The organism is Kitasatospora sp. NPDC088861 (assembly GCF_044750105.1).
Taxonomy (GTDB): Bacteria; Actinomycetota; Actinomycetes; order Streptomycetales; family Streptomycetaceae; genus Kitasatospora.
The window spans coordinates 15998-36549 of the sequence record NZ_JBIVJF010000007.1 but is presented as its reverse complement, the minus strand read 5'-3'; the positions used below and the strand labels follow the sequence as shown (position 1 = coordinate 36549).

The window sequence follows — 20552 nt, the reverse complement described above, 5'->3', positions numbered from 1 at the left end:
CAATAACTCCGGCCGGGCCGGGCGGAATTCAACTTCCGCCCGGCCCGGCTTGTTCCCGATTCCTCAAACGATCCACAAATTCGTCGCCACCGACGTGCACAGGGACCTTCGCAAGCCCTAGGCTCAGGCCACATGACTGCAGCTATATCCGCCGACGGAATCCGTCAGCGGTACGGGGACGTGCAGGCCGTCGACGGGGTGTCCCTCACCGTCGAGGCCGGCGAATTCTATGGAATCCTGGGCCCCAACGGCGCCGGGAAGACCACCACGATGGAGATCCTGGAAGGCGTCCGCAAGCCGGACGAGGGCCGGGTCGAGCTGCTGGGGCTGGCGCCCTGGCCGCGCAATCCGAAACTGCTGCCGCGCATCGGCGTGCAGTTCCAGGCCTCCGCCTTCTTCCGGAAACTGACGGCCCGGGAGACCATCCGCACCTTCGCGTCGTTCTACGGGGTCGGCCCCAAGCGGGCCGACGCGATGCTGGAGCGGGTCGGCCTGACCGACAAGGCCGACGTCATGACCGACCAGATGTCGGGCGGTCAGGCGCAGCGCCTGTCGATCGCCTGCGCGCTGGCCCACGACCCGGAGATCGTCTTCCTGGACGAGCCCACCACCGGCCTCGACCCGCAGGCCCGGCGCAACCTCTGGGACCTCCTGCGGGACATCAACGGCGAGGGCCGCACGGTCGTCCTGACCACCCACTACCTGGACGAGGCCGAGGTCCTCTGCGACCGGGTCTCGATCATGGACCACGGGAAGATCCTGCACACCGGCGCCCCGGCGACGCTGATCCGCGAGATCGACGACACCGTCCGGATCAGCGTCGCGTCCGGCCAGCTGTCCGTCGAGCGCGCCCGTGACCTGCTCACCGCGGCCGGCGCCGACGTCGCCGCCCTGGAGGACGACAGCGTCTCGCTCTCCGTCTCCACCCGTCTCCCGGGCCCGGTCCTGAGCGTCCTGGCCGAGCAGAACGCGCTGCGCGGCCTCGAAGTGCGCGGCGCCACCCTGGAGGACGTCTTCCTCCAGCTGACCGGACGGGAGTACCGCGCATGACCGCCAGCACGTCCACCGAGCCGAAGACCCCCGCCCGGCGCGACGGGTCGAGCGGCGGCGCGAACGCCGAGCGGGAGCGGGTCAGCGCGTTCTGGAGCCTGTCCCGCGCGATGCTGCTCGGCATGAAGCGCGACCGCACCGCGACCTTCTTCATCCTGCTCTTCCCGCTGGTGTTCCTGGTGTTCTTCGGCACCGTGGGCAAGGGCTCCGGCAGCCCGCACGCCAAGGTGGCGCAGGTCGGCGCGGTGAAGCTGTTCGACTCGATCCAGGGCGAGGGCCGGGTCGACCTGGACAAGGTCCTCACCATCACCAGGACCGACGACGCGGCCGCCACACTGGAGAAGGTCCGCAAGGGCGACTTCGACGCGATGATCGAGCAGGGCCCGGACGGCAAGGTCGAGCTGCGCTTCAGCGCCGCCGACACCGTCCGCGCCGGCGCGCTCCAGGGCATCGTCAACTCGGTGGTCCAGAGCGCCAACCAGGCCGCCACCGGCCAGAAGCCGGCCTACGTGCTGGACGCCCAGCAGGTCGAGGACCAGTCGCTCAAGCCGATCCAGTTCCTCACCCCCGGCCTGCTCGGCTGGGCCGTCGCCACCGGCGCGGTGTTCGGTGCCGCGCTGACCCTGGTCGGGTGGCGCAAGAGCAAGGTGCTGCGCCGGCTGCGGCTGGCCCCGGTGAGTGCGGGCACGGTCATCAGCTCCAGGATCCTGGTCTCGCTGCTGACCTCGCTCCTCCAGACCACCGTCTTCCTGACGGTCGCCACCAACTTCTTCGGGCTCAAGCTCACCGGCAACTGGTGGCTGGTCATCCCGCTGGTGGCCTGCGCGACGCTCGCCTTCATGTCGATCGGCCTGCTGGCCGGTTCGGTCGCCAAGACCGAGGAGGCGGCCAACGGCATCTCGCAGATCATCGTGCTGCCGATGTCCTTCCTGTCCGGCGCGTTCATCCCGCTGGACAGCGCGCCCGGCTGGCTGGAGACCATCTCCAAGGTCATGCCGCTGCGCTACCTGGTGACGGCCGCCCAGTCGGTGCTGACCCGCGGCGGCGGCGTCATGGACGCCCTGCCCACCATGGGCGGGCTGCTGCTCTTCGCGGCCGTGCTGACCGGCGTCGCCTGGAAGCTGTTCAAGTGGGAGGACGTGTGACCGCCGCCCCGGTCGCCTGAGCCCCGACACACGCCCTGCGGGGTCGTACGCCTTTGGTCCCGGTGTACGACCCCGTCGGCGTCTGCGACCATGGTCGGGTGAAAGAGATCCGGCGAGGAACGTTCAGCGAGGAGACCTTCTTCGACCAGGTCGGCGGCGAACCGACCTTCCGGCGACTGGTCCACCGGTTCTACCAGGGCGTCGCCGAGGACGAGTTGCTCCGGCCGATGTACCCCGAGGAGGACCTCGGCCCGGCCGAGGAGCGGATGGCCCTGTTCCTGATGCAGTACTGGGGCGGCCCGCGCACCTACAGCGAGCAGCGCGGCCACCCCCGGCTGCGGATGCGGCACGTGCCGTTCAAGGTCGACCGCGCCGCGCACGACGCCTGGCTCAGGAACATGCGGGCCGCCGTGGACGACCTGGCCCTGCCGGCCGAGGCCGAGCAGCAGCTCTGGGAATACCTCACCTACGCCGCCGCCTCGATGATCAACACCCCGGGCTGAGCCCCGGGCCGGGCCCGGTCACCGGATCGGGCTGAGCCCCGGGCTGGGTTACCGGAGCGCGCTGAGCCCCAGCCCCGCGCCGGGCGCGGCCGCCGTCCGGACCGCCACCGAACCGGCCGGGGCGCTCAGCCGCAGCCAGCCGCCCGCCCGGTGCACGGTGAGCGGGGCCCCGGGCTTCAGGAAGCCGATCACGTACGCCGCGTGCACCGCCCGCAGCGGCAGCTCCGGCAGCACGGAGACCGGGCGGGACCAGATCTCGTCGGCCAGCGCGTCCAGCACCGCACGGCCGCGGTGGTGCGCCGGGACGGCCTCGCTGCGCTCACGGAACTCCCGCACCCCGGCCATCAGTTCCGGGTACACCTCGGCCGCCGGCGGCGCCCCGACCGGCCGCCAGCCGGTGCGCGGCGGCAGCAGCCCGGCCCAGGCCGGTCCGGTCACCGGGGCGGGCAGCTCGACGGCACCCGTCCCGGCGTCCACGCCGTCCAGCAGCTGGCCCGCCGAGACCGTCAGATCGGTCGGCTCGGCCGGCCCGGTCAGCCGGGCGGTGCGGATCGCCAGCGCGCCCGAACCGCCCAGCGGCAGCCGGCCGAAGACCGCCAGCACGCCGTCCTCCCCGGCCGGGGCCACCGCCTGCAACCGGACGGCCGCCGCCTTGTCGAAGCGCAGCAGGCGCAGCAGGAACGCGGAGAGGTCGGCGGCCTCCCCGGCGTCGGTGAGGGCGAGGCGGGCGGTGATGGTCAACGCGGGTCAGCTCGAATCGTCGGAGGTGGGTGCTCAGGCGGCGACTACGGCGGGCTCCTCGTCCATGAAGCGGGACAGGAACTCCCGCTCCACGGGCGAGATCCGGCGCGGCCGGCCCTCCGCCAGGTCGTAGGGCACGACCACGGTGGACGCCTGGACGTACACCGTCTCGGTGCCGTCCTCGGCGACGTCCTTGATCTCATAGGACACGGTCAGCGAGGCGCCGCCGATGCGGGTCACCCTGGTCTCGACGGTGACCGGCTCCGGCCGGTGCACCAGCGGGCGCTTGTAGTCGATCTCGTGGCGGGCCACCACCGAGCCGCCCGCGAACTCCCCCGCCCCGGCCTCGGCGGCCTGGGTGAACATGAAGTCGATCCGGGCCTCCTCCAGGTAGCGCAGGAAGACCACGTTGTTGACGTGGCCGAACGCGTCCATGTCGGACCAGCGCAGCGGGCAGGCGTAGATGTGGCGGGCCACAGGTGTTCTCCTCGACGTCCGGTCGCCCGCCGCCGTGCGGTGGCGGCGGGCCGGCGGCCGGCAGGCCGCCCCGAGGGGCAGTCTGCCGGGCCGCCGTGACGGCTGGGTGTCAGCCGCGGGTCAGCTTCTTGTACGTGGCCCGGTGCGGGCGGGCCGCGTCGGCGCCGAGCCGCTCGATCTTGTTCTTCTCGTACGACTCGAAGTTGCCCTCGAACCAGAACCACTTGCTCTCGCCCTCGTAGGCGAGGATGTGGGTGGCCACCCGGTCCAGGAACCAGCGGTCGTGGGAGATGACCACGGCGCAGCCGGGGAACTCCAGCAGGGCGTTCTCCAGCGAGGAGAGCGTCTCGACGTCGAGGTCGTTGGTGGGCTCGTCGAGGAGCAGCAGGTTGCCGCCCTGCTTGAGGGTGAGCGCCAGGTTCAGGCGGTTGCGCTCACCGCCGGACAGCACGCCGGCCGGCTTCTGCTGGTCCGGGCCCTTGAAGCCGAAGGCCGACACGTAGGCGCGGGACGGCATCTCGACCTGGCCGACGTTGATCCAGTCCAGACCGTCGGAGACGACCTCCCAGAGGGTCTTCTTCGGGTCGATGTTGGCACGGCTCTGGTCGACGTAGCTGATCTTGACGGTCTCGCCGACCTTGACCACGCCGGAGTCCGGGGTCTCCATGTCCTGGAGCATCTTGAACAGCGTGGTCTTGCCGGCGCCGTTGGGGCCGATGATGCCGACGATGCCGTTGCGCGGCAGGGTGAAGCTGAGGTCGTCGATCAGGATCTTCTCGCCGAAGGCCTTGGAGAGGTTCTCCACCTCGATGACGATGCTGCCCAGACGCGGGCCCGGCGGGATCTGGATCTCCTCGAAGTCCAGCTTCCGCATCTTGTCCGCCTCGGCCGCCATCTCCTCGTAGCGGGCCAGACGGGCCTTGGACTTCGCCTGGCGGCCCTTGGCGTTGGAGCGGACCCACTCCAGCTCCTCGCGGAGCCGCTTGGCGCGCTTGGCGTCCTTCTGGCCCTCGACCTTGAGGCGGGACTGCTTGGACTCCAGGTAGGTGGAGTAGTTGCCCTCGTAGCCGATGGCGCGGCCGCGGTCGAGCTCCAGGATCCAGCCGGCCACGTTGTCCAGGAAGTACCGGTCGTGGGTGACGGCGACGACGGTGCCGGGGTACTTGGCCAGGTGCTGCTCCAGCCAGTTCACCGACTCGGCGTCCAGGTGGTTGGTGGGCTCGTCGAGCAGCAGCAGGTCGGGGGACTCCAGCAGCAGCTTGCAGAGCGCCACGCGGCGCTTCTCGCCACCGGAGAGCTTGGTGACCGGCCAGTCGCCGGGCGGGCAGCCCAGGGCGTCCATGGCCTGCTCCAGCTGGGCCTCCAGGTCCCACGCGTTGGCGTGGTCCAGGTCCTCCTGGAGCTTGCCCATCTCGTCCAGCAGGGCATCCGAGTAGTCGGTCGCCATCAGCTCGGCGATCTCGTTGAAGCGGTTGAGCTTCCCCTTGATCTCCTTGACGCCGTCCTCGACGTTCTCCAGGACGGTCTTGGTCTCGTCGAGCGGCGGCTCCTGGAGCAGCATGCCGACGGTGAAACCGGGCGAGAGGAAGGCGTCGCCGTTGGAGGGGTGCTCCAGGCCGGCCATCATCTTCAGCACGGTGGACTTGCCCGCGCCGTTGGGGCCCACGACGCCGATCTTCGCCCCGGGGAGGAAGCTGAGCGTCACGTCGTCAAGGATGACCTTGTCTCCGTGCGCCTTGCGCACCTTGCGCATCGTGTAGATGTATTCCGCCACGTGAGATCGCTCCGGCGTCGTCGGGAGTATTCGGCTTGCAGCCTTCCATTGTGCCGCACCCGGCCGGGAGCCCCGAACGCCCGGTGTGCCCCACGGGGGTATCCGCAGCGCGGGGTTGAACGGCGAAGGCCCGGCCCCCGCAGCGGGTGCGGGGGCCGGGCCGGGTGCCGTCAGGGCCTCAGGAGGTCAGCGCCTCCGGGCCTGCGGGGCGGTTCAGGCGGCGGTGCGACCGTGGCGGCCACGGCGGCGCAGGACGAAGACCGCGGCGCCACCGGCCAGGACCAGGCCACCGGCGACGGCGGCGAGGATCGGGGTCGAGTCACTGGCACCGGTCTGGGCCAGGCCACCGGTGCCCGGGGCGGAGCTGGTCGCGGCCGGGCTCGGGTGCGCGCCGGCGGCGGTGCTGGCACCGGCCGACGGGGTGCCGGCCTGGCTCGGGGTGCCACTCGGAGTGCCGGTCGGGGCGGTGCTCGGGGCGGTGCTCGGGGTGCCGGTCGCGGCCGGGGTCGACGGGCCGGAGGTCGGCGGGGTCACACCGGTCTTGCAGTCCAGGACGCCCTTGAATTCCTTGGCGAAGCCGTTCGGGCCGGTGACGTTGATGTCGTAGGCGGCCTTCTCGGCGACCGGGACGAGCACGTTCTCGGTCTTGCCCGGCTGGACGGTCAGCTGCTTGCCCGGCTTGACCGTGACGGTGGCGGCCTCGTCACCGCCGTTGGTGACGGTGACGCGCACGCCGTTGTTCTCGCACTCGACCTGGGCGGTGCTGTCGACCAGCGCGCCCGCGCCCTGCTTCCAGGTGGCCTTGGCGCCGGCGGAGACGCTGAGCTTGCTGGAACCGGCCAGGATCATGCTCTGGCTGTGCCGCTTCGGGTCGTAGCCCTCGCTGAGGAAGACCCGGCCGCTGGGCACGACGGTGTCGGCGGCGGCGGCGAGGGCGACCGAGCCGTCCGGGGTGCCGGCCGGCACGTCCAGGAACAGCTGGGTGTCCTTGATCGGACCGGTCAGGGTGGCGCCGACCGGCTTGCCGTCCTTGTCCACCACCTTGACCTTGTCGGCGGCGTCACCGGTGACGGTGAGCTTCACCTCGGCCGCGCTGGACTTGAGGGTGAAGGGGCCGAGCTTGTTGCCGGACTTGCCGGAGACGGAGTCCGGGTTGAGGGTCAACGAGGGGTTGGGCTCGGCGGCGATGCCCTTGTTGGCGTCGCTGAGCAGGTAGTCGCGCAGCTTCTTGGCCTTGGCGTTGCGCGGGGTGGCGTTCTTGTTGTCCGAGAACTTCCAGATCGCGGCCTGGGTGCCCGCGGCGGCGTCCTCGGCGGTCAGGCCGTCGACGCCGACGGTCTTGCCGAGCGCCGTCAGGTCCTTGACCTGCGGGTAGGAGTTCTCCAGGATCCAGCGGATCTTGGAGGCCGCCTCGACCTTGTTCTTGCCGCCGAGGGAGCTCGACTTCCAGTCCGACTCCTGGTACTTCGCGGCGCTGTCCAGGTAGACCGGGTTGTCGAAGTCGATGCAGTAGGTCTGGATCTCGCCGTTGGACGTCTTGAGGGTGAACAGACCGCCGTCGACGGTCCCCTTGCCCTCGACGTCGATCTTCTCGCCCAACATCGTGTTCTGGAGGACGGCCTTGACGCCCGCACCCGGGGTGTCCGCCGCGGCCGCCGCACCGGCCGCGAACAGGCCCCCGCCCAACACCAGGCTGGTCGTGAGCATGACAGTGGTTATGCGGGGGAGACTCCGCGCCTGCCTCTGGAACATCTGGGATCCCTCCGGGCCGGGCCGCACCGATGGACAGCCCGCCGACTTGCCGTGCCGCGCGCGCCCCCTGTGGCGCTGCTGCGGGTATGAACCAGACGAATCCTATTGAGCCCCGCAGGCCCCGAAACCCCCATGCGAAATCAGGACGATTCCGTATCTGGATCGTTATCAACCCCCTCAGTTTCGACACAAGCTGACGATCAGCCAGAATCTCCTCGCGACTTTTCGTTATCCGGGCGAGATTGCGCGTGCGGGAGCAACAACAGTCTCGATCAACATATTTGTCGACAGTTAAGGTCATCGACCCGTCAGATCAGCGCAGCCTGCTCGCCACCTCCCCGCTCCCCCTCGGCCACCCGCCCCCGCTCCCCCGCCTCCGCCTCCGACACCCCACCCGACACCGGCCGCACCGGCGGCGGGGGCTCCGGCGGGCGCGGCGCCGAGGCCACCGCCGAGGCCTTCCGCGCCTCCAGCGCGTCGGCGATCCACCCCGGCACCACCCCTCCGCCGGCCTGCGCCCCGGCCGGCCCGGCGGCGCCCGGCGGCTGCCCGCGCACCCCCGCCGCCCAACGGAACGCCGAGGTACCACGGGTGAGGTCGTGTCCGACCGATCGGGCGTCGATCTCGGCCCCGGTGCGCTTCACCTCGCCGTCGATCCACTCCCGCAGCCGCAGCCGACCACTCACCAGCACCGGATCCCCCTTGGCGAGCGAACCGATCAGGTTGACCGCGAGCCCCCGCCAGGCCGTCACCGTCAGCCACTGCGTCTCGCCGTCCGCCCAGCACTCGCGCTGCCGGTCATACCGGCGCTCGGTGCAGCCGAGCCGGAACTTGGCCATCGGCACCCCGCTGCCCGTTTCGCCGTAGGTCACCTCCGTCGCGACAATGCCGACGATCGTCACCTGCATCTCGTTCACAGCGCACTCTCCGTTCTCGCCGATGCACCGTACGGAATCGACCGGCGCGCGTTGAGAGTGTGCTTCGCGGGAAATCCCCGCCAGAGAGTTCTGAAATCCTGTGGACAACTCGATGCCTCGGAAAACCGACGTCACTCGCAGGGGTGAATTTCGGCCTTTCGGCACCCCTTCGCGCCCATCTCATCGCGGCCATGACAACAAACCGACTGCTCGTCGCCCCCAACCGACACGCCCCGGAACAGCGCCGGCCGACCGTCCGCGCACGTCATCCGACCGGAGGAAGCCGAATACGGCCCCCCACCCGCACCGGTGACGACACATTCTCCGTGCCGAATCCATAACGGGTGGGGCGGCAGCCCCGTAACGACTGCACAACGTCCGGCTCGGAACACTCCCAGACCGCTGCACTCACGGCGTTCACCTGCGATTATCGGACCGCTCCACCGAACCGACACACCAACGGCGGTGTCGTCACACTCGGCCGAGGAACTGGGCACCCTTATCCTGTCCCCGACAGGGCGAGGGCCCACCGACCCCCACCCCCACCCTCACGGTACGGGGCCGGACACGCGCGCCCCCAGCGCTCGTCGCCCGACCCGGCCACGGTCACGCCCGCCCGGGCGCAGCCCGTCCCGCCCCCATAGCTCAGCGGATAGAGCACCCGCCTTCTAAGCGGTAGGTCGCAGGTTCGAATCCTGCTGGGGGCACCACCTCGCCATTCCCGCAGGCCGCCAGGCCGGCGGCCGCATTGCCCGGCCGCCACGGGCTCCCGGAAATCCCGTCCGCACGCCGCCCGATTGCCCGTACCCACCGCACCTAACCCGTGACTATCCGTGTCATGGCCACTGCGATAACCGGCCGATCCGGATGACCGCCACTACGGACCGGATGCGGGAGAAGACCCGAACAACCGAAATTCCGGGCGAATCACGCCCCGGGGACGATCCGCCCCACCGACCCGGCCGGGAACCGCTCGGTCGCGAACCCGGCCGGCCGCCCGGCCCGTGATCGCGAACCCAGCCAGCCGCTCGGCCGGTGGCGGCGAGCCTGCCGGCGGTGGAGAGTCAGCCGGCGGTGGCGAGCCCGGCCAGGTAGGCGTCCAGCAGAGCGGTCTGCCGCTCGGGCGGGAACTCCGCCGGGGCGAACAGCACCTGCACCACCAGGCCGAGCGCGAAGGCCTGCGCGCCGGTCGCGAGCGCGGCGGCGTCGGCCCCGGCCGGGAGCTCCCCGAGCCGCTGAGCGTCCGCGACGTGCACCGCGAGGGCCTCGCGCGAGCGGGCGTAGCGACCCGCGTGCGCGGCCGCGAGCGCGGGGTCCGACAGGGCGACGTCCCAGGAGCCGACCCAGATCCGGTTGCCGGCCACCGCCGCCCCGTCCAGCGGCAGGACGTCGAGCAGCGCGGCCCGCAGCCGGGCCAGTCCGGGGGGTGGCGGCGGGGTGCCGTCGGCGGGGGCGGTGCGCCGGGGCCGGGAGCCGGAGCGCCGGTCGAGCTCGTCCAGCGCGTGGCTCAGCAGGGCCCGTTTGTTGGGGAAGTAGTGCGTCAACAGGCCGGTGGAGGCGCCCAGTTCGGTGGCCACGGCACGCAGGGTCAGCCCTTCGAAGCCGCGACTGGAGAGCACCCGCCACACGCCCTCGGACACTTCCAGGCGGCGGGCGTCATGGTCTCCACGGGCCGGCGTCATGGGGGTCATCGTACATACCAAACGTTTGTTATGTATGGTTCCCAGCACACCGCGCATCCCGTGAACCGTGCATCCCGTGAAAGGCCAGCCCATGTTTGCCGTACCGCTCGCCGAGAACGCCGAACTGCGCCCGCTGGAGCCGTGGCAGGCGACCGAGTTCCTGGCCCACATCGACCGCGCCCGCGCCCACACCGACCCGTGGATCCCCTGGGCCACCCGCTCCACCGACCTCGACTCCGCCCGCGCCACCCTCCAGCGCTACGCCGACCAGCAGGCCGCCGACAGCGGCCGGATCTACGGCATCTGGCGGGACGGCACGCTGGTCGGCGGCGTGATGTTCGTGAGCTTCAACGCCCAGAGCGGCGTCTGCGAGATCGGCGCCTGGACCGAGCCCGCCGGCGAGGGCGGCGGACTGATCACCACCGGCGTCCGGCGGCTGCTCGACTACGCCTTCACCACCCGCGGCCTGCACCGCGCCGAGTGGTGGTGCTCCGCCGGCAACGCCCGCAGCCGGGCCGTCGCCGAGCGGGTCGGCATGACCCTGGACGGCACCCTGCGCGAGTGGTACCCGCACAACGGGGTCCGCCACGACAAGCAGATCTGGTCGATCCTGGCCCCGGAGTGGACGCCCGGGGCCTGACCGGACGCGGCGGGGCCCGGTGGACACCCCCGTGTCCCACCGGACCCCGCCGCTCCCCGGGCCGTCGCCCCCGGGCCCCAGCCCCTCAGGCCGCTCAGGCCCCTCAGGCCGCCAGCACCGGCGGCTCCGCCGCCGCCACCGTCCTGGGCACCCGCAGCGCGAGCAGCAGGACCAGCACCAGCAGGCCGCCGGCCGACAGGAACACCACGTCGACCGCGTCCGTGAAGCTGCGCAGCGCGTGCTCGCGGGCCGCGCCGCCGAGCGTCCGGACGGCGCCGAGCGGCAGGCCGGGCTCGCCGTCCGCGAAGGCCCGGGCCAGCACGGTGCCGAAGAGCGCCGCGCCGAGCGCACTGCCGAGGGTCTGGAAGAAGCGGATCCCGGTGGTCGCGACGCCGAGCTGGTGCCGGGGGACGGACTCCTGCACCACCGCGACCAGCTGGCCGATCAGCTGGCCCATCCCGAAGCCCAGCAGGACGAGTTCGCCGCAGACCGCCCAGAGCCCGGTGGTCGGGCCGCTGAGGCCGAGCAGGAGCAGGGCGATCGCCGCACAGCCCGCGCCGGCCACCAGGAAGGTGCGCTCCGCATGGCCGCGGGCGGTGAGCCGGCCGGCCAGCAGGCCGACCGCCGTCATCCCGCCCGCCATCGGGATCAGGTAGAGGCTGGCCGAGGTGGGGTCGATGCCGCGGGCGATCTGCAGGTAGAGCATCACGTAGACGATCGAGCCGGTCATGCCCATCCCGACCAGGCCCTGGATCGCGAAGCCGAGGCGCACCACGCTGATCCGGAACAGCGACAGCGGCAGCACCGGCTCGGCGGCGGTGGCCTGGCGCCACACGAAGAGGCCGAGCGCGGCCAGGGTGGCGGCGACGAGCCCGAGGATCACCGGGGAGGTCCAGGCGTAGTCCTTGCCGCCCCACTCGGTGACCAGCAGCAGCCCGGTCGCGAAGGCGGCGGCGAGGGCCGCACCGAGGAAGTCCAGGCTGCGGCGGCCGGCCGCCGGCGGCAGCTTGATCACCAGGGCGGTGCCGACCAGGACGAGCAGGCCGAGCGGCAGGTTGATGTAGAAGATCCAGCGCCAGCTGAGGTGGTCGGTGAACAGCGCCCCGATCAGCGGGCCGACCGCCATGCCGATGCCCGCGACGACCCCGCCCATCGCGCCGCCCTTGCCGCTGCCGCGCTCGGCCGGGTCCTTGAGGTGGGCGATGACCACCATGGTGACGCTCATCAGCCCGCCGCCGCCGATGCCCTGGACGGCCCGGAAGGCGATCAGCTGGCCCATCGACTGCGCGAACCCGCAGAGCGCCGAGCCGACCAGGAAGGTGCCGACCGCGCCGAGCAGCACGCGCTTGGCGCCGTACAGGTCGCAGAGCTTGCCGTAGAGCGGCAGCAGCGCGGTCGCGGCGAGAGCGAACGAGCTGATCAGCCAGGGCAGTCGGTCGATGCCGTGGACGGGGTCGAGCTCCCGGACGATCGGCACGGTGGCCGCGGACACGATGTTCATGTCGAGCACGGCCAGCACGATCGTGACCAGGCAGAGCAGCATGCCCAGGTTGCGCTGGGCCGGTGTCATCAGGGCAGCGGGTGCCATCGGTAAGTCCCCCCAGGGTCGGTGGAGTTCGGGCCGGGCCGGTGCGGCCGGCGGCACGTCCTCACCATGGCAGTTTTTTTATACCTGGTCAATTCTTAAGCTCGGCTCAATCTTTATCCTGGTCGATCTTTGATCCTGGTACAGTCGAACCATGGCGACGCACACCGGCTTCAGCCCCGACGACGACCGCGACCTCGACGCCCTTCCGCTGCGCGAGCGCAAGAAGATCCAGACCGGCATCCGGATCTGGCGCACCGCCATCGGGCTGTTCGCCGAGCGGGACTTCGACCAGGTCTCGGTGGCCGAGATCGCGGCCGCCGCCGAGGTGTCCAAGATGACCGTCTTCAACTACTTCCCCACCAAGGAAGACCTGGTCATGGCCCCCATGGAGCAGCACCTCGACGAGCCGGCCCGGGTGGTCCGCGAACGCGCCCCCGGCACCTCGGCGGTGGCGGCGCTGCGCGAGCAGTACCTCGCCGCGCTGGAGCAGCACGACCCGGCCACCGGGTTGAGCGACGAACCGCTCGTGCTCGACGTGGTCCGGCTGATCCACCGCACACCGGCCCTGGCGATGCGCGCCACCGCCGGCTTCGGCCGGCACGCGCAGGGCCTGCTGACCACCGAACTCCTCGCCCAGGACCCGGCCCACGACGAGCTCACCGCACAGATCGCCGCCGCCCAACTGCTCGCCGCCCGACTGGCCCTGACCACCGAGAACCAGCGCCGGATGCTGGCCGGCGAACGCGCCACGGCCGCCCTGCCCGCCGCCCTCGACCGGGCCGCGCGCGCCTTCGCCCTGGTCGAGGGCGGCCTCGGAGACTACTGCGCCGTCGCCTCCTGAGAGAGTGGGCGCACCACGACCGCCCGGAGGTGCGCATGGACCAGCCGCTGCTCACGCGGGACCGCTCCGCCCTGCCAGCCCACGCCGAGGGCCTGCACGCGTACGTCGGCGAGGACGGCGTCGCCGTCCTGGAGTTCGCCCGACCGCACCGGCGCAACGCGGTGACCCTGGAGATCTGGCAGGCGCTGCCGAAGGTGCTGCTGCGCCTCGCCGAGCAGCCGGGGGTGCGCGCCCTGCTGGTCACCGGCGCCGGCGGCACCTTCAGCGCGGGCGCGGACATCGCCGAACTCGCCGAGGTGTACGGCGATCCGGAGTGCGCGGACGCCTACCACGCGGTCAACGTCGCCGCCGAGGAGGCGCTGGCGGCCTTCCCGCACCCGACCGTCGCCGTGGTGCAGGGCGCCTGCGTGGGCGGCGGCTGCCAGCTGGCCGTCGCGTGCGACCTGCGGTTCGTCGCCGAGGACGCCCGGCTGGGGATCACCCCGGCCAAGCTCGGCGTGGTCTACCCGGCGGTACCGACCGTGCGGCTGGCCCGGCTGGTCGGCCCGGCCCGCGCCAAGTACCTGCTGTTCTCCGGCGAGTTGGTGACGGGCCGCGACGCGCTGCCGCTGGGCCTGGCGGAGCGCGTCCTGCCGGGTGCCGAACTGGACGCCGCGGCACTGGAGTTCGCCCGGCTGCTGACCCGGCGCTCGGCCCAGACCATCGGCGCGGTGAAGGCCGCGCTGGCCGTCCCGGCGGAGCGGGCGGCACAGGCGCTGGCGCCCTGGGAGCGCCGTTCCCGGGAGACCTCGGACGTGTCCGAGGGGCTGGCCGCTTTCCTGGAGGGCCGCCCGGCGCGGTTCTGACCGGGGCCGGGCGCCGGGTCCGGACGTCGACTCCGACCGGGACCGGGCCCCGGGTCCGGGCACCGGCCGCGAGGACGGGCTCGCGTACGATCATCCGATCGGTGCCGGGCCGTCCCGACACCCCCGCCCTGACGCCCCCGTCACGCCGACCCGTCACGCCGATCCCTCGCACCGCCCCTTCACGCCGACCCCTTTGCGCACCCGGAGCACACACCCCGATGACCACCGAGGCCACGACCGCCCCCACCAGCCGGACGATCTGGGCCCGCCGGGTCACCGACGGCGTCGAGCCGAAGAACGTCATCATCGCGATGCTCCCGCTGATGGGCGTCATCCGCTACGGCTGGACGGGCCTCGGCTGGGCGGCCTTCGCGGCCCTGTTCGCGGCCGTCATCCCGACCATGTTCATCCAGCGCGGCATCCGCAAGGGCACCCTGGAGGACCGCCACGTCGGCCATCGGCAGCGCCGGCTGACCGTCATCCCGTTCATCATGGGCTCGGTCGCGACCAGCTTCGCCGTGATGCTCTGGCTGGACGCCCCGGCCGACCTGACCGCGATGGTGCTGGCGATGTTCGCCTCGCTGGTCCCGATCCTGGTGATCACCGTCTGGTGGAAGGTCTCCGTGCACACCGCCGTCGCCGCCGGCGCGGTGGTCTGCCTCGGGATCGCGCTCGGCCCGCTGTGGCTGCTGCTCGCCCCGCTGGTCGCGGCGATCGGCTGGTCCCGGGTGGTGCTGCGGGACCACACCACCGCGCAGACCATCGTCGGCGCGGCGGTGGGCGCGCTCACCGCCGGACTCGCCTTCTGGGCGGCCCGGTAGCCCGACGGGCCGCCGGCCCGACAGCCCGGTAGCCCAGCGGGCTCAGCAGGCTCGACGGACCCAGCGGGCTCAGCGGATCGGCATCCCCGAGATCGCCCGCGCGATCACCAGCCGCTGGATCTCGCTGGTCCCCTCGAAGATCGAGTAGATCGCGCTGTCCCGGTGCATCCGCTCCACCGGGTACTCCCGGGTGAAGCCGTTGCCGCCGAGGATCTGCATCGCCTGCGCGGTGACCCACTTGGCCGTCTCGCCCGCGTACAGCTTGGACATCGAGCCCTCGGCCGCGGTGAACGGCTGGTTGTTGGCCGCCATCCAGGAGGCCCGCCACACCAGCAGGCGGGAGGCGTCGATCCGGGTCTTCATGTCGGCGAGCTGGAAGGCCACGCCCTGGTTGTCGATGATCGGGCGGCCGAACTGCTCGCGGGTCCTCGCGTAGTCCAGCGCCACCTCGTACGCGGCCCGGGCGATGCCGATCGCCTGCGCGCCGACGGCCGGCCGGGAGGCCTCGAAGGTGGCCATCGCCGCGTTGCCCCTGCCCCCCGGGCGCTTGACCCCCTCGCGGGCCCGGGCCAGCCGCTCGTCCAGCTTCTCCTTGCCGCCGAGCAGGCAACTGCCGGGCACCCGGACGTCGTCCAGCACCACCTCGGCGGTGTGCGAGGCGCGGATGCCGTGCTTCTTGAACTTCTGGCCCTGGCTCAGTCCGGGGGTGCCCGGCGGGACGACGAAGGAGGCCTGGCCCTTCGCCCCCAGCTCCGGGTCGACGGTGGCGACGACGACGTGGACGGCGGCGATCCCGCCGTTGGTGGCCCAGGTCTTGGTGCCGTTGAGCACCCACTCGTCCTTGGCCCCGTCGTACACCGCCCGGGTGCGCAGCGCGGAGACGTCGGAGCCGGCGTCGGGCTCGGAGGAGCAGAACGCGGCCACCTTGAGGTCGTCCGGGGTGCCGAACATCTGCGGGGTCCAAGTGCCGATCTGCTCGTCGGTGCCGTTGGCGAGCACCGCGACGGCGGCCAGCGTGGTGCCGACGATGGACAGCCCGATGCCCGCGTCGCCCCAGAACAGCTCCTCCATGGCGATCGGGATGCCGACGCCGGAGGGGTCGAAGTACTGCTGGGCGTAGAAGTCCAGCGAGTAGATGCCCAGCTTGGCGGCCTCCTGGATGATCGGCCAGGGGGTCTCCTCGCGCTCGTCCCACTCGGCCGCGGCGGGGCGGACGACGTCGGCGGCGAAGCCGTGCAGCCAGTCGCGTACGGCGAGCTGGTCCGCGCCCGGGTCCAGCGAGAACGTGCTGCTCATGGTGCTTGCCTCCGAAGAAGGGGTACGGCCGACCAGGGGGGTTACCTCGGGTAACATCGTCGGAGTCTGCTACTGATTGGTAACTGGTGTCAACGCCCGGTCAGACCCCGACCCCGAGGAGCAGCACATGTCCCGAGAGCCCCGCCGCGAGCAGCTGCTCAACGCCGCCGACCGGGTCATCCAGCGGGACGGCCCGACCGCCAGCATGAACGCCATCGCCGCCGAGGCCGGCATCACCAAACCGATCCTCTACCGCCACTTCGGCGACCGGAACGGCCTGATCACAGCCCTCACCGAGCGCCACACCGGCGGCCTGCTGGCCACCGTCCGGGCCGCCCTCGCCGCACCGCTGGAGCGCCGCGACCGGGTCGAACACGTCCTGGACACCTACCTGGCCGGGATCGAGGCCCGCCCGCAGGTCTACCGGCTGCTCACCCACCCCGAACCGGGCGACCCGAGCGGCGCCGGCACCGCGCTCGCCCCCGCGCTGCGGCAGATCGCCGCGGAGATCACCCGGGCCGTGCAGAGCCAGGTCGACCTCGGCGCGGACCGCGAGCTGCTCGCCGAGGCCTGGGGCCGGGGCATCACCGGCATGGTGCTGGCGGCCGGCGACTGGTGGCTGGAGACCAGACCCTGCTCACGCACCCGCATGGTGCAGGCGCTCGCCGACCTGCTCTGGGGCCGCCTGGCCGCCGCCGCGGACCTGCCCACCCCCGCCACCCCGGCCCCGACCCCGGCCCCGACCCCGGACGCCGACTGAACTCCCCTTCCGCGCAGGGCCCTTGTGCGACACGTGGCACCGCGGGCATCATCGGGCCCCCACCCCCGCGCCGTACGAGGTCCCGATGCGCCTGCGCCGCACCGCCGCCGCCCTGCTGCTCGCCGCCACCACGGCCCTCACCGCGGCCCCCGCCACCCCCGCCGCCGCGCACACCGGCCCGCCCGCGCGGTTCCCCGCCGCGACGGCCACCGGCCCCGACGGCCGCACCGCCTTCACCGACGCCCAGGGCCGCCGCCTCCAACTGCGCGGCTTCAACCTCGACAAGTACGCCGAGACCACCGAGGCCGACCTCAAGTCCCTGGCCGCGCAGGGCTTCACCCTGATCCGGGTGGCGGTCTCCTGGAACAGGCTGGAGCCCGTCCGCGGCCGCCTCGACCCGGCCGAACTGCACCGGCTGCGCCAACTCCTCGGCTGGGCCGACCGGTACGGCCTGCTCGCCCTGATCGACCTGCACCAGGACGTCTACGGGCCGGCGTTCGGCGGCGGCGACCGCGGCATCCCGCCCTGGGCCACCCGGGACGACGGCCTGCCGTTCACCCCCGACCCGAACGACTGGTTCGCCGGCTACTTCCAGCCCGCCGTCCAGGCCGCCTTCCGCCACCTCTACGACGACCCCGACCTGCGCGCCTGGCAGGCCGACTTCTACACCCGGCTCGCCCTCGAACTGCGCGGCCACCGCTCGCTGCTGGGCTACGACCTGTTCAACGAGCCGTTCGGCCCGGTGGACGGCGACCCGAGCGACCCGGCCGTGCTCGCCGCCGCCTCCGCCGCCCTCGAACAGGGCCGGCTCGCCGACATGTACCGCCGCCTGATCGCCGCCGTGCGCCGGGTCGACCATCGCGCCTGGCTGCTCGTCGAACCCACCGTCCTGGTCGGCCAGGGCGTGCCCACCCGGCTGCCCGGCTTCGACGACCCGCGCCCCGGCCCGCCCCGGCTCGGCTACGCACCGCACTTCTACGACACCGCGGTCGAGAACGGCGCCGACTGGGACCCGGCCGACGGCTTCGTCGAGCGCTACACCGCCGCCGTCACCGCCTACCCCGCCGCCCACCGCCTGCCCGTCCTGGTCGGCGAATGGGGCCCGCCCGACTCCCGCAGGCCGGGCAACACCCTGCTGGTCCGCCGGCAGGTCGCCGCGATGGACGGCTTCGCCGAGGGCTGGACCATGTGGTACTGGTGCCGCGGCACCGGCGGCTACTGCGCGCTCGACCCGGCCGGGCGCCCCGCCCCCGGCGACGAGCCCGCCTTCGGCCCGTACCCGGCGGCCGTCGCCGGGACGGACGTGCGCACCGACGCCGCCACCGTCCGCTGGAGCGCCGACGGCACCCGGCACGGCAGCGAACTCGTCCTGCCCCCGGCGGCGTTCCCGCACGGCGCCGAGGTCACCGTCACCCCCGCCGCCGACCGCGTCGACGTCGAGCAGCCGGCCGGCGGGCAGGCCGGCACCGTCCGGATCCGCCTCCCGCACGCCCGCCCGGGCACCCCGGTGACGGTCACGGTCACACCGCGCTGACCGCCGCCGGGGCCGCCCGGGAGGCGCCTAGAGCAGGCCCCGCCGCGCCAGCAGCGGACCGGTCTCCGGCGCCCGGCCGACCACCGCGCGGAAGGACTCCAGCGGGTCCCGGCCGTAGCCGCGCGCCAGCAGCTCGCGCCGGAACAGCTCGCCGCTCTCCCGCACCGCGCGCCCGTTGCCCTCGAACCACTGCACGGTGTCGGCGTCCAGCACCTCCGACCAGATGTACGCGTAGTACCCGGCGCTGTAGCCGCTGGCGAAGACGTGCTGGAAGTACGCCGTCCGGTAGCGCGGCGGGATCGCCGGCACCGCGATCCCGGCCTCCGCCAGCGCCCGTGCCTCGAACTCCTCGGCGTCCGCGATCTCCCGGCCCTGCGGCACGGTGTGCCAGGCCCAGTCCAGCAGCGTCGCCGCGAGGTACTCCACCGTCCGGAAGCCCTCCCCGAAGCCCTCGGCCGCCACCATCCGCTCGACCAGATCGGCCGGCAGCGGCTCCCCGGTCACGTGGTGGCGCGCATAGTTGGCCAGCACCTCCGGCCGGACCATCCACATCTCGTTGACCTGCGAGGGGAACTCGACGAAGTCCCGGGGCACCGAGGTGCCCGCGAACAGCGGGTACCGCACGTCCGAGAACAGCCCGTGCAGCGCGTGCCCGAACTCGTGGAAGAGCGTGCGCACCTCGTCCCAGGCCAGCAGCACCGGCTCGCCCGGCGCCGGGCGGGCGATGTTCAGGTTGTTGAGCACCACCGGCCGCCGACCGGTCAGCCCCGACTGGCTCACCAGCTCGTCCATCCAGGCACCGCCGCGCTTGGACGCCCGGGCGTGGAAGTCGCCGATGAACAGGCCCAGCGAACCGCCGTCCTCCTCGAACACCTCGAAGACCCGCGCGTCCGGGTGGTGGGCCGTCAGGTCCGGCCGCTCGGTGAAGGTCAGCCCGTACGCCAGCCCCGCCGCGAAGAACACGCCGTCCCGGAGCACCCGCTCCAGCTCGAAGTACGGGCGCAGCACCGCCGCGTCCACCTGGTAGGAGCTCTGCCGGACCTTCTCCGAGTAGTACGCCCAGTCGTGCGCGGCGATCTCCTCGATCCCGTCCGCCGCCGCCAGCTTGGCCAGCTCGGCGGCCTCCCGGCGGGCATTGGCCACCGCCGGACCCACCAGCCGGGCCAGCAGCCCGGACACCGCCTCCACCGTGCCCGCGGTCTCGTCCTCCACCACGTACGCGGCGTGGCTCGGGTGCCCCAGCAGCGCGGCCCGCTCGGCGCGCAGCCCGGCCATCCGGATCGCCAGCGGGCCGTTGGCCGCCAGGCCCCGGTCGAGCGAGGCCGCCAGCAGCCGCTCGCGCACCGACCGGTCGGTCAGCCGGGCCAGTTCGGGCTGGCCGGAGATGCTCTTCAGGGACAGCGCGAACCGGCCCTCGTACCCGAGCACCCGGGCGTTCTCCGCAGCGGCGGCGACCTCGTCCGCGGACAGCCCGTCCAGTTCCTCGGCCGCGTCCACGACCAGCGCGGCGGCCTTGGTGGCGGCGTTGACGTTCTGCTGGAACGTCGTGCCGAGCGCGGCGAGTTCGGCGTTCAGCTCGCGCAGCCGGGCCTGCTCGGCCTCGCCCAGCCGGGCGCCGGAGCGGACGAAACGGGTGTGCCGGGTCTCCAGCAGCCGCAGCGACTCCGGGTCCAGACCCAGCTCGGCGCGGCGCCCGTACAGCTCCTCGATCCGCGCGAACAGGGCGCGGTCCAGGTGGATCGCGTCGTGGTGCGCGGCCAGCAGCGGGCTCACCTCGGTCTCCACCTCGTCGACCAGCTCGCTGGTGTCCGAGGCCGACTGGTTGCGGAACACCGCGTCCACCCGGCGCAGCAGCTCCCCGGAACGCTCCAGGGCGACCAGGGTGTTGTCCGGCGTCGGCGGCCGCGGATCCGCGGTGATCGCCGCGATCTCGGCCAGCTGCTCCGCCATCCCGCGCTCGTACGCGGGCAGGAAGTGCTCCGGCCGGATCTCGGCGAAGGGCGGCAGTTCGTAGACCAGGGGGCTGGGCTTGAAGAACGGGTTCTCGGTCATTTCGCCGACCCTACGCGGTGTCACCCACCCTGCCTATGCGCCCCCGCCCCCGTTGTCGTACCCACCCGTTAACGTCGAGCCCGGACACCCGAACGACCGCACACCCGTGCCCGTACCCGCACGCCAGAACAGCG

General features: G+C 72.6%; 18 protein-coding genes and 1 tRNA gene. 10 read left to right on the top strand and 9 right to left on the bottom strand.

The window, feature by feature from the left end:
- Nucleotides 1-132 precede the first annotated feature (132 nt).
- From ACIP37_RS15110 to ACIP37_RS15100, 3 genes are all read left to right on the top strand, one after another.
- On the top strand, nt 133-1050 hold the full coding sequence (locus ACIP37_RS15110; RefSeq protein ID WP_363618816.1) for an ABC transporter ATP-binding protein: 918 nt from the start codon (nt 133-135) through the stop codon (nt 1048-1050).
- On the top strand, nt 1047-2195 hold the full coding sequence (locus ACIP37_RS15105; protein ID WP_363618817.1) for an ABC transporter permease: 1149 nt from the start codon (nt 1047-1049) through the stop codon (nt 2193-2195). The genes ACIP37_RS15110 and ACIP37_RS15105 overlap by 4 nt, the downstream gene beginning before the upstream one ends.
- Before the next feature lie 98 nt (nt 2196-2293).
- Nucleotides 2294-2698, top strand: coding sequence for a globin (locus ACIP37_RS15100; RefSeq protein ID WP_363588615.1), 405 nt, complete (start codon nt 2294-2296; stop codon nt 2696-2698).
- A gap of 48 nt (nt 2699-2746) precedes the next feature.
- Here the strand turns inward: ACIP37_RS15100 and ACIP37_RS15095 are convergent, their stop codons facing one another.
- The 5 genes from ACIP37_RS15095 to ACIP37_RS15075 form a co-directional block, all read right to left on the bottom strand.
- Nucleotides 2747-3439, bottom strand: coding sequence for a hypothetical protein (locus ACIP37_RS15095; protein WP_363588613.1), 693 nt, complete (start codon nt 3437-3439; stop codon nt 2747-2749).
- A gap of 33 nt (nt 3440-3472) precedes the next feature.
- The gene (locus ACIP37_RS15090; protein ID WP_063349408.1) at nt 3473-3916 is read right to left on the bottom strand and encodes a thioesterase family protein; all 444 of its coding nucleotides are present in this window, start codon (nt 3914-3916) and stop codon (nt 3473-3475) included.
- Nucleotides 3917-4025: 109 nt separating this feature from the next.
- Nucleotides 4026-5690, bottom strand: coding sequence for an energy-dependent translational throttle protein EttA (gene ettA / locus ACIP37_RS15085; RefSeq protein ID WP_079135893.1), 1665 nt, complete (start codon nt 5688-5690; stop codon nt 4026-4028).
- 213 nt (nt 5691-5903) lie between these two features.
- Nucleotides 5904-7397, bottom strand: coding sequence for a Cys-Gln thioester bond-forming surface protein (locus ACIP37_RS15080; RefSeq protein ID WP_363618819.1), 1494 nt, complete (start codon nt 7395-7397; stop codon nt 5904-5906).
- Between the two features lie 353 nt (nt 7398-7750).
- Nucleotides 7751-8350, bottom strand: a complete 600-nt coding sequence (locus ACIP37_RS15075) for a single-stranded DNA-binding protein (protein ID WP_363632539.1) — start codon at nt 8348-8350, stop codon at nt 7751-7753.
- Between the two features lie 643 nt (nt 8351-8993).
- Between ACIP37_RS15075 and ACIP37_RS15070 the strand changes: the two genes are divergently transcribed.
- Nucleotides 8994-9069, top strand: a tRNA-Arg gene (locus ACIP37_RS15070).
- A 354-nt stretch (nt 9070-9423) separates the two neighbouring features.
- Here ACIP37_RS15070 and ACIP37_RS15065 read toward each other — a convergent pair.
- Nucleotides 9424-10041, bottom strand: a complete 618-nt coding sequence (locus tag ACIP37_RS15065) for a TetR/AcrR family transcriptional regulator (protein ID WP_363376299.1) — start codon at nt 10039-10041, stop codon at nt 9424-9426.
- A gap of 91 nt (nt 10042-10132) precedes the next feature.
- Here ACIP37_RS15065 and ACIP37_RS15060 point away from each other — a divergent pair, with 91 nt between their 5' ends.
- A complete protein-coding gene (locus ACIP37_RS15060; RefSeq protein WP_400812206.1) occupies nt 10133-10681 on the top strand; it encodes a GNAT family N-acetyltransferase in 549 nt (182 codons plus the stop codon).
- A 103-nt stretch (nt 10682-10784) separates the two neighbouring features.
- Here ACIP37_RS15060 and ACIP37_RS15055 read toward each other — a convergent pair whose 3' ends face one another.
- Nucleotides 10785-12269, bottom strand: coding sequence for an MFS transporter (locus tag ACIP37_RS15055; protein ID WP_400812205.1), 1485 nt, complete (start codon nt 12267-12269; stop codon nt 10785-10787).
- 151 nt (nt 12270-12420) lie between these two features.
- Between ACIP37_RS15055 and ACIP37_RS15050 the strand changes: the two genes are divergently transcribed.
- The 3 genes from ACIP37_RS15050 (at nt 12421) to ACIP37_RS15040 (ending at nt 14776) form a co-directional block, all read left to right on the top strand.
- Nucleotides 12421-13110 (top strand): TetR/AcrR family transcriptional regulator, encoded by a 690-nt coding sequence (locus ACIP37_RS15050; protein WP_400812203.1) that lies wholly within the window; start codon nt 12421-12423, stop codon nt 13108-13110.
- Between the two features lie 35 nt (nt 13111-13145).
- Nucleotides 13146-13955: an enoyl-CoA hydratase/isomerase family protein gene (locus ACIP37_RS15045; protein ID WP_400812201.1), complete on the top strand. Its 810-nt coding sequence runs from the start codon at nt 13146-13148 to the stop codon at nt 13953-13955.
- 218 nt (nt 13956-14173) lie between these two features.
- Nucleotides 14174-14776, top strand: a complete 603-nt coding sequence (locus ACIP37_RS15040) for a hypothetical protein (RefSeq protein WP_063349403.1) — start codon at nt 14174-14176, stop codon at nt 14774-14776.
- A gap of 69 nt (nt 14777-14845) precedes the next feature.
- On the opposite strand, the gene ACIP37_RS15035 is transcribed toward ACIP37_RS15040, so the two are convergent.
- Complete coding sequence (locus ACIP37_RS15035; protein WP_363588595.1) at nt 14846-16072, bottom strand: acyl-CoA dehydrogenase family protein; 1227 nt, start codon at nt 16070-16072, stop codon at nt 14846-14848.
- Nucleotides 16073-16199: 127 nt separating this feature from the next.
- Here ACIP37_RS15035 and ACIP37_RS15030 point away from each other — a divergent pair, with 127 nt between their 5' ends.
- On the top strand, nt 16200-16832 hold the full coding sequence (locus ACIP37_RS15030; protein WP_400843972.1) for a TetR family transcriptional regulator: 633 nt from the start codon (nt 16200-16202) through the stop codon (nt 16830-16832).
- A gap of 85 nt (nt 16833-16917) precedes the next feature.
- Nucleotides 16918-18366, top strand: a complete 1449-nt coding sequence (locus ACIP37_RS15025; RefSeq protein ID WP_400812199.1) for a cellulase family glycosylhydrolase — start codon at nt 16918-16920, stop codon at nt 18364-18366.
- 27 nt (nt 18367-18393) lie between these two features.
- Here the strand turns inward: ACIP37_RS15025 and ACIP37_RS15020 are convergent, their stop codons facing one another.
- Nucleotides 18394-20418, bottom strand: a complete 2025-nt coding sequence (locus tag ACIP37_RS15020; RefSeq protein ID WP_400843969.1) for a M3 family metallopeptidase — start codon at nt 20416-20418, stop codon at nt 18394-18396.
- Between the last annotated feature and the right edge of the window lie 134 nt (nt 20419-20552).

Bases quoted from the DNA above. Each gene is read 5' to 3' on its own strand.
- ACIP37_RS15060 (WP_400812206.1), top strand. From the start codon at position 10,133: ATGTTTGCCGTACCGCTCGCCGAGAACGCCGAACTGCGCCCGCTGGAG.
- ACIP37_RS15045 (WP_400812201.1), top strand. From the start codon at position 13,146: ATGGACCAGCCGCTGCTCACGCGGGACCGCTCCGCCCTGCCAGCCCAC.
- ACIP37_RS15080 (WP_363618819.1), bottom strand. From the start codon at position 7,397: ATGCTCACGACCAGCCTGGTGTTGGGCGGGGGCCTGTTCGCGGCCGGT.
- ACIP37_RS15040 (WP_063349403.1), top strand. From the start codon at position 14,174: ATGACCACCGAGGCCACGACCGCCCCCACCAGCCGGACGATCTGGGCC.
- ACIP37_RS15030 (WP_400843972.1), top strand. From the start codon at position 16,200: ATGTCCCGAGAGCCCCGCCGCGAGCAGCTGCTCAACGCCGCCGACCGG.
- ACIP37_RS15035 (WP_363588595.1), bottom strand. From the start codon at position 16,072: ATGAGCAGCACGTTCTCGCTGGACCCGGGCGCGGACCAGCTCGCCGTA.
- ACIP37_RS15050 (WP_400812203.1), top strand. From the start codon at position 12,421: ATGGCGACGCACACCGGCTTCAGCCCCGACGACGACCGCGACCTCGAC.
- ACIP37_RS15025 (WP_400812199.1), top strand. From the start codon at position 16,918: ATGCGCCTGCGCCGCACCGCCGCCGCCCTGCTGCTCGCCGCCACCACG.
- ACIP37_RS15065 (WP_363376299.1), bottom strand. From the start codon at position 10,041: ATGACGCCGGCCCGTGGAGACCATGACGCCCGCCGCCTGGAAGTGTCC.
- ACIP37_RS15075 (WP_363632539.1), bottom strand. From the start codon at position 8,350: ATGCAGGTGACGATCGTCGGCATTGTCGCGACGGAGGTGACCTACGGC.
- ACIP37_RS15105 (WP_363618817.1), top strand. From the start codon at position 1,047: ATGACCGCCAGCACGTCCACCGAGCCGAAGACCCCCGCCCGGCGCGAC.
- ACIP37_RS15055 (WP_400812205.1), bottom strand. From the start codon at position 12,269: ATGGCACCCGCTGCCCTGATGACACCGGCCCAGCGCAACCTGGGCATG.
- ACIP37_RS15110 (WP_363618816.1), top strand. From the start codon at position 133: ATGACTGCAGCTATATCCGCCGACGGAATCCGTCAGCGGTACGGGGAC.
- ACIP37_RS15020 (WP_400843969.1), bottom strand. From the start codon at position 20,418: ATGACCGAGAACCCGTTCTTCAAGCCCAGCCCCCTGGTCTACGAACTG.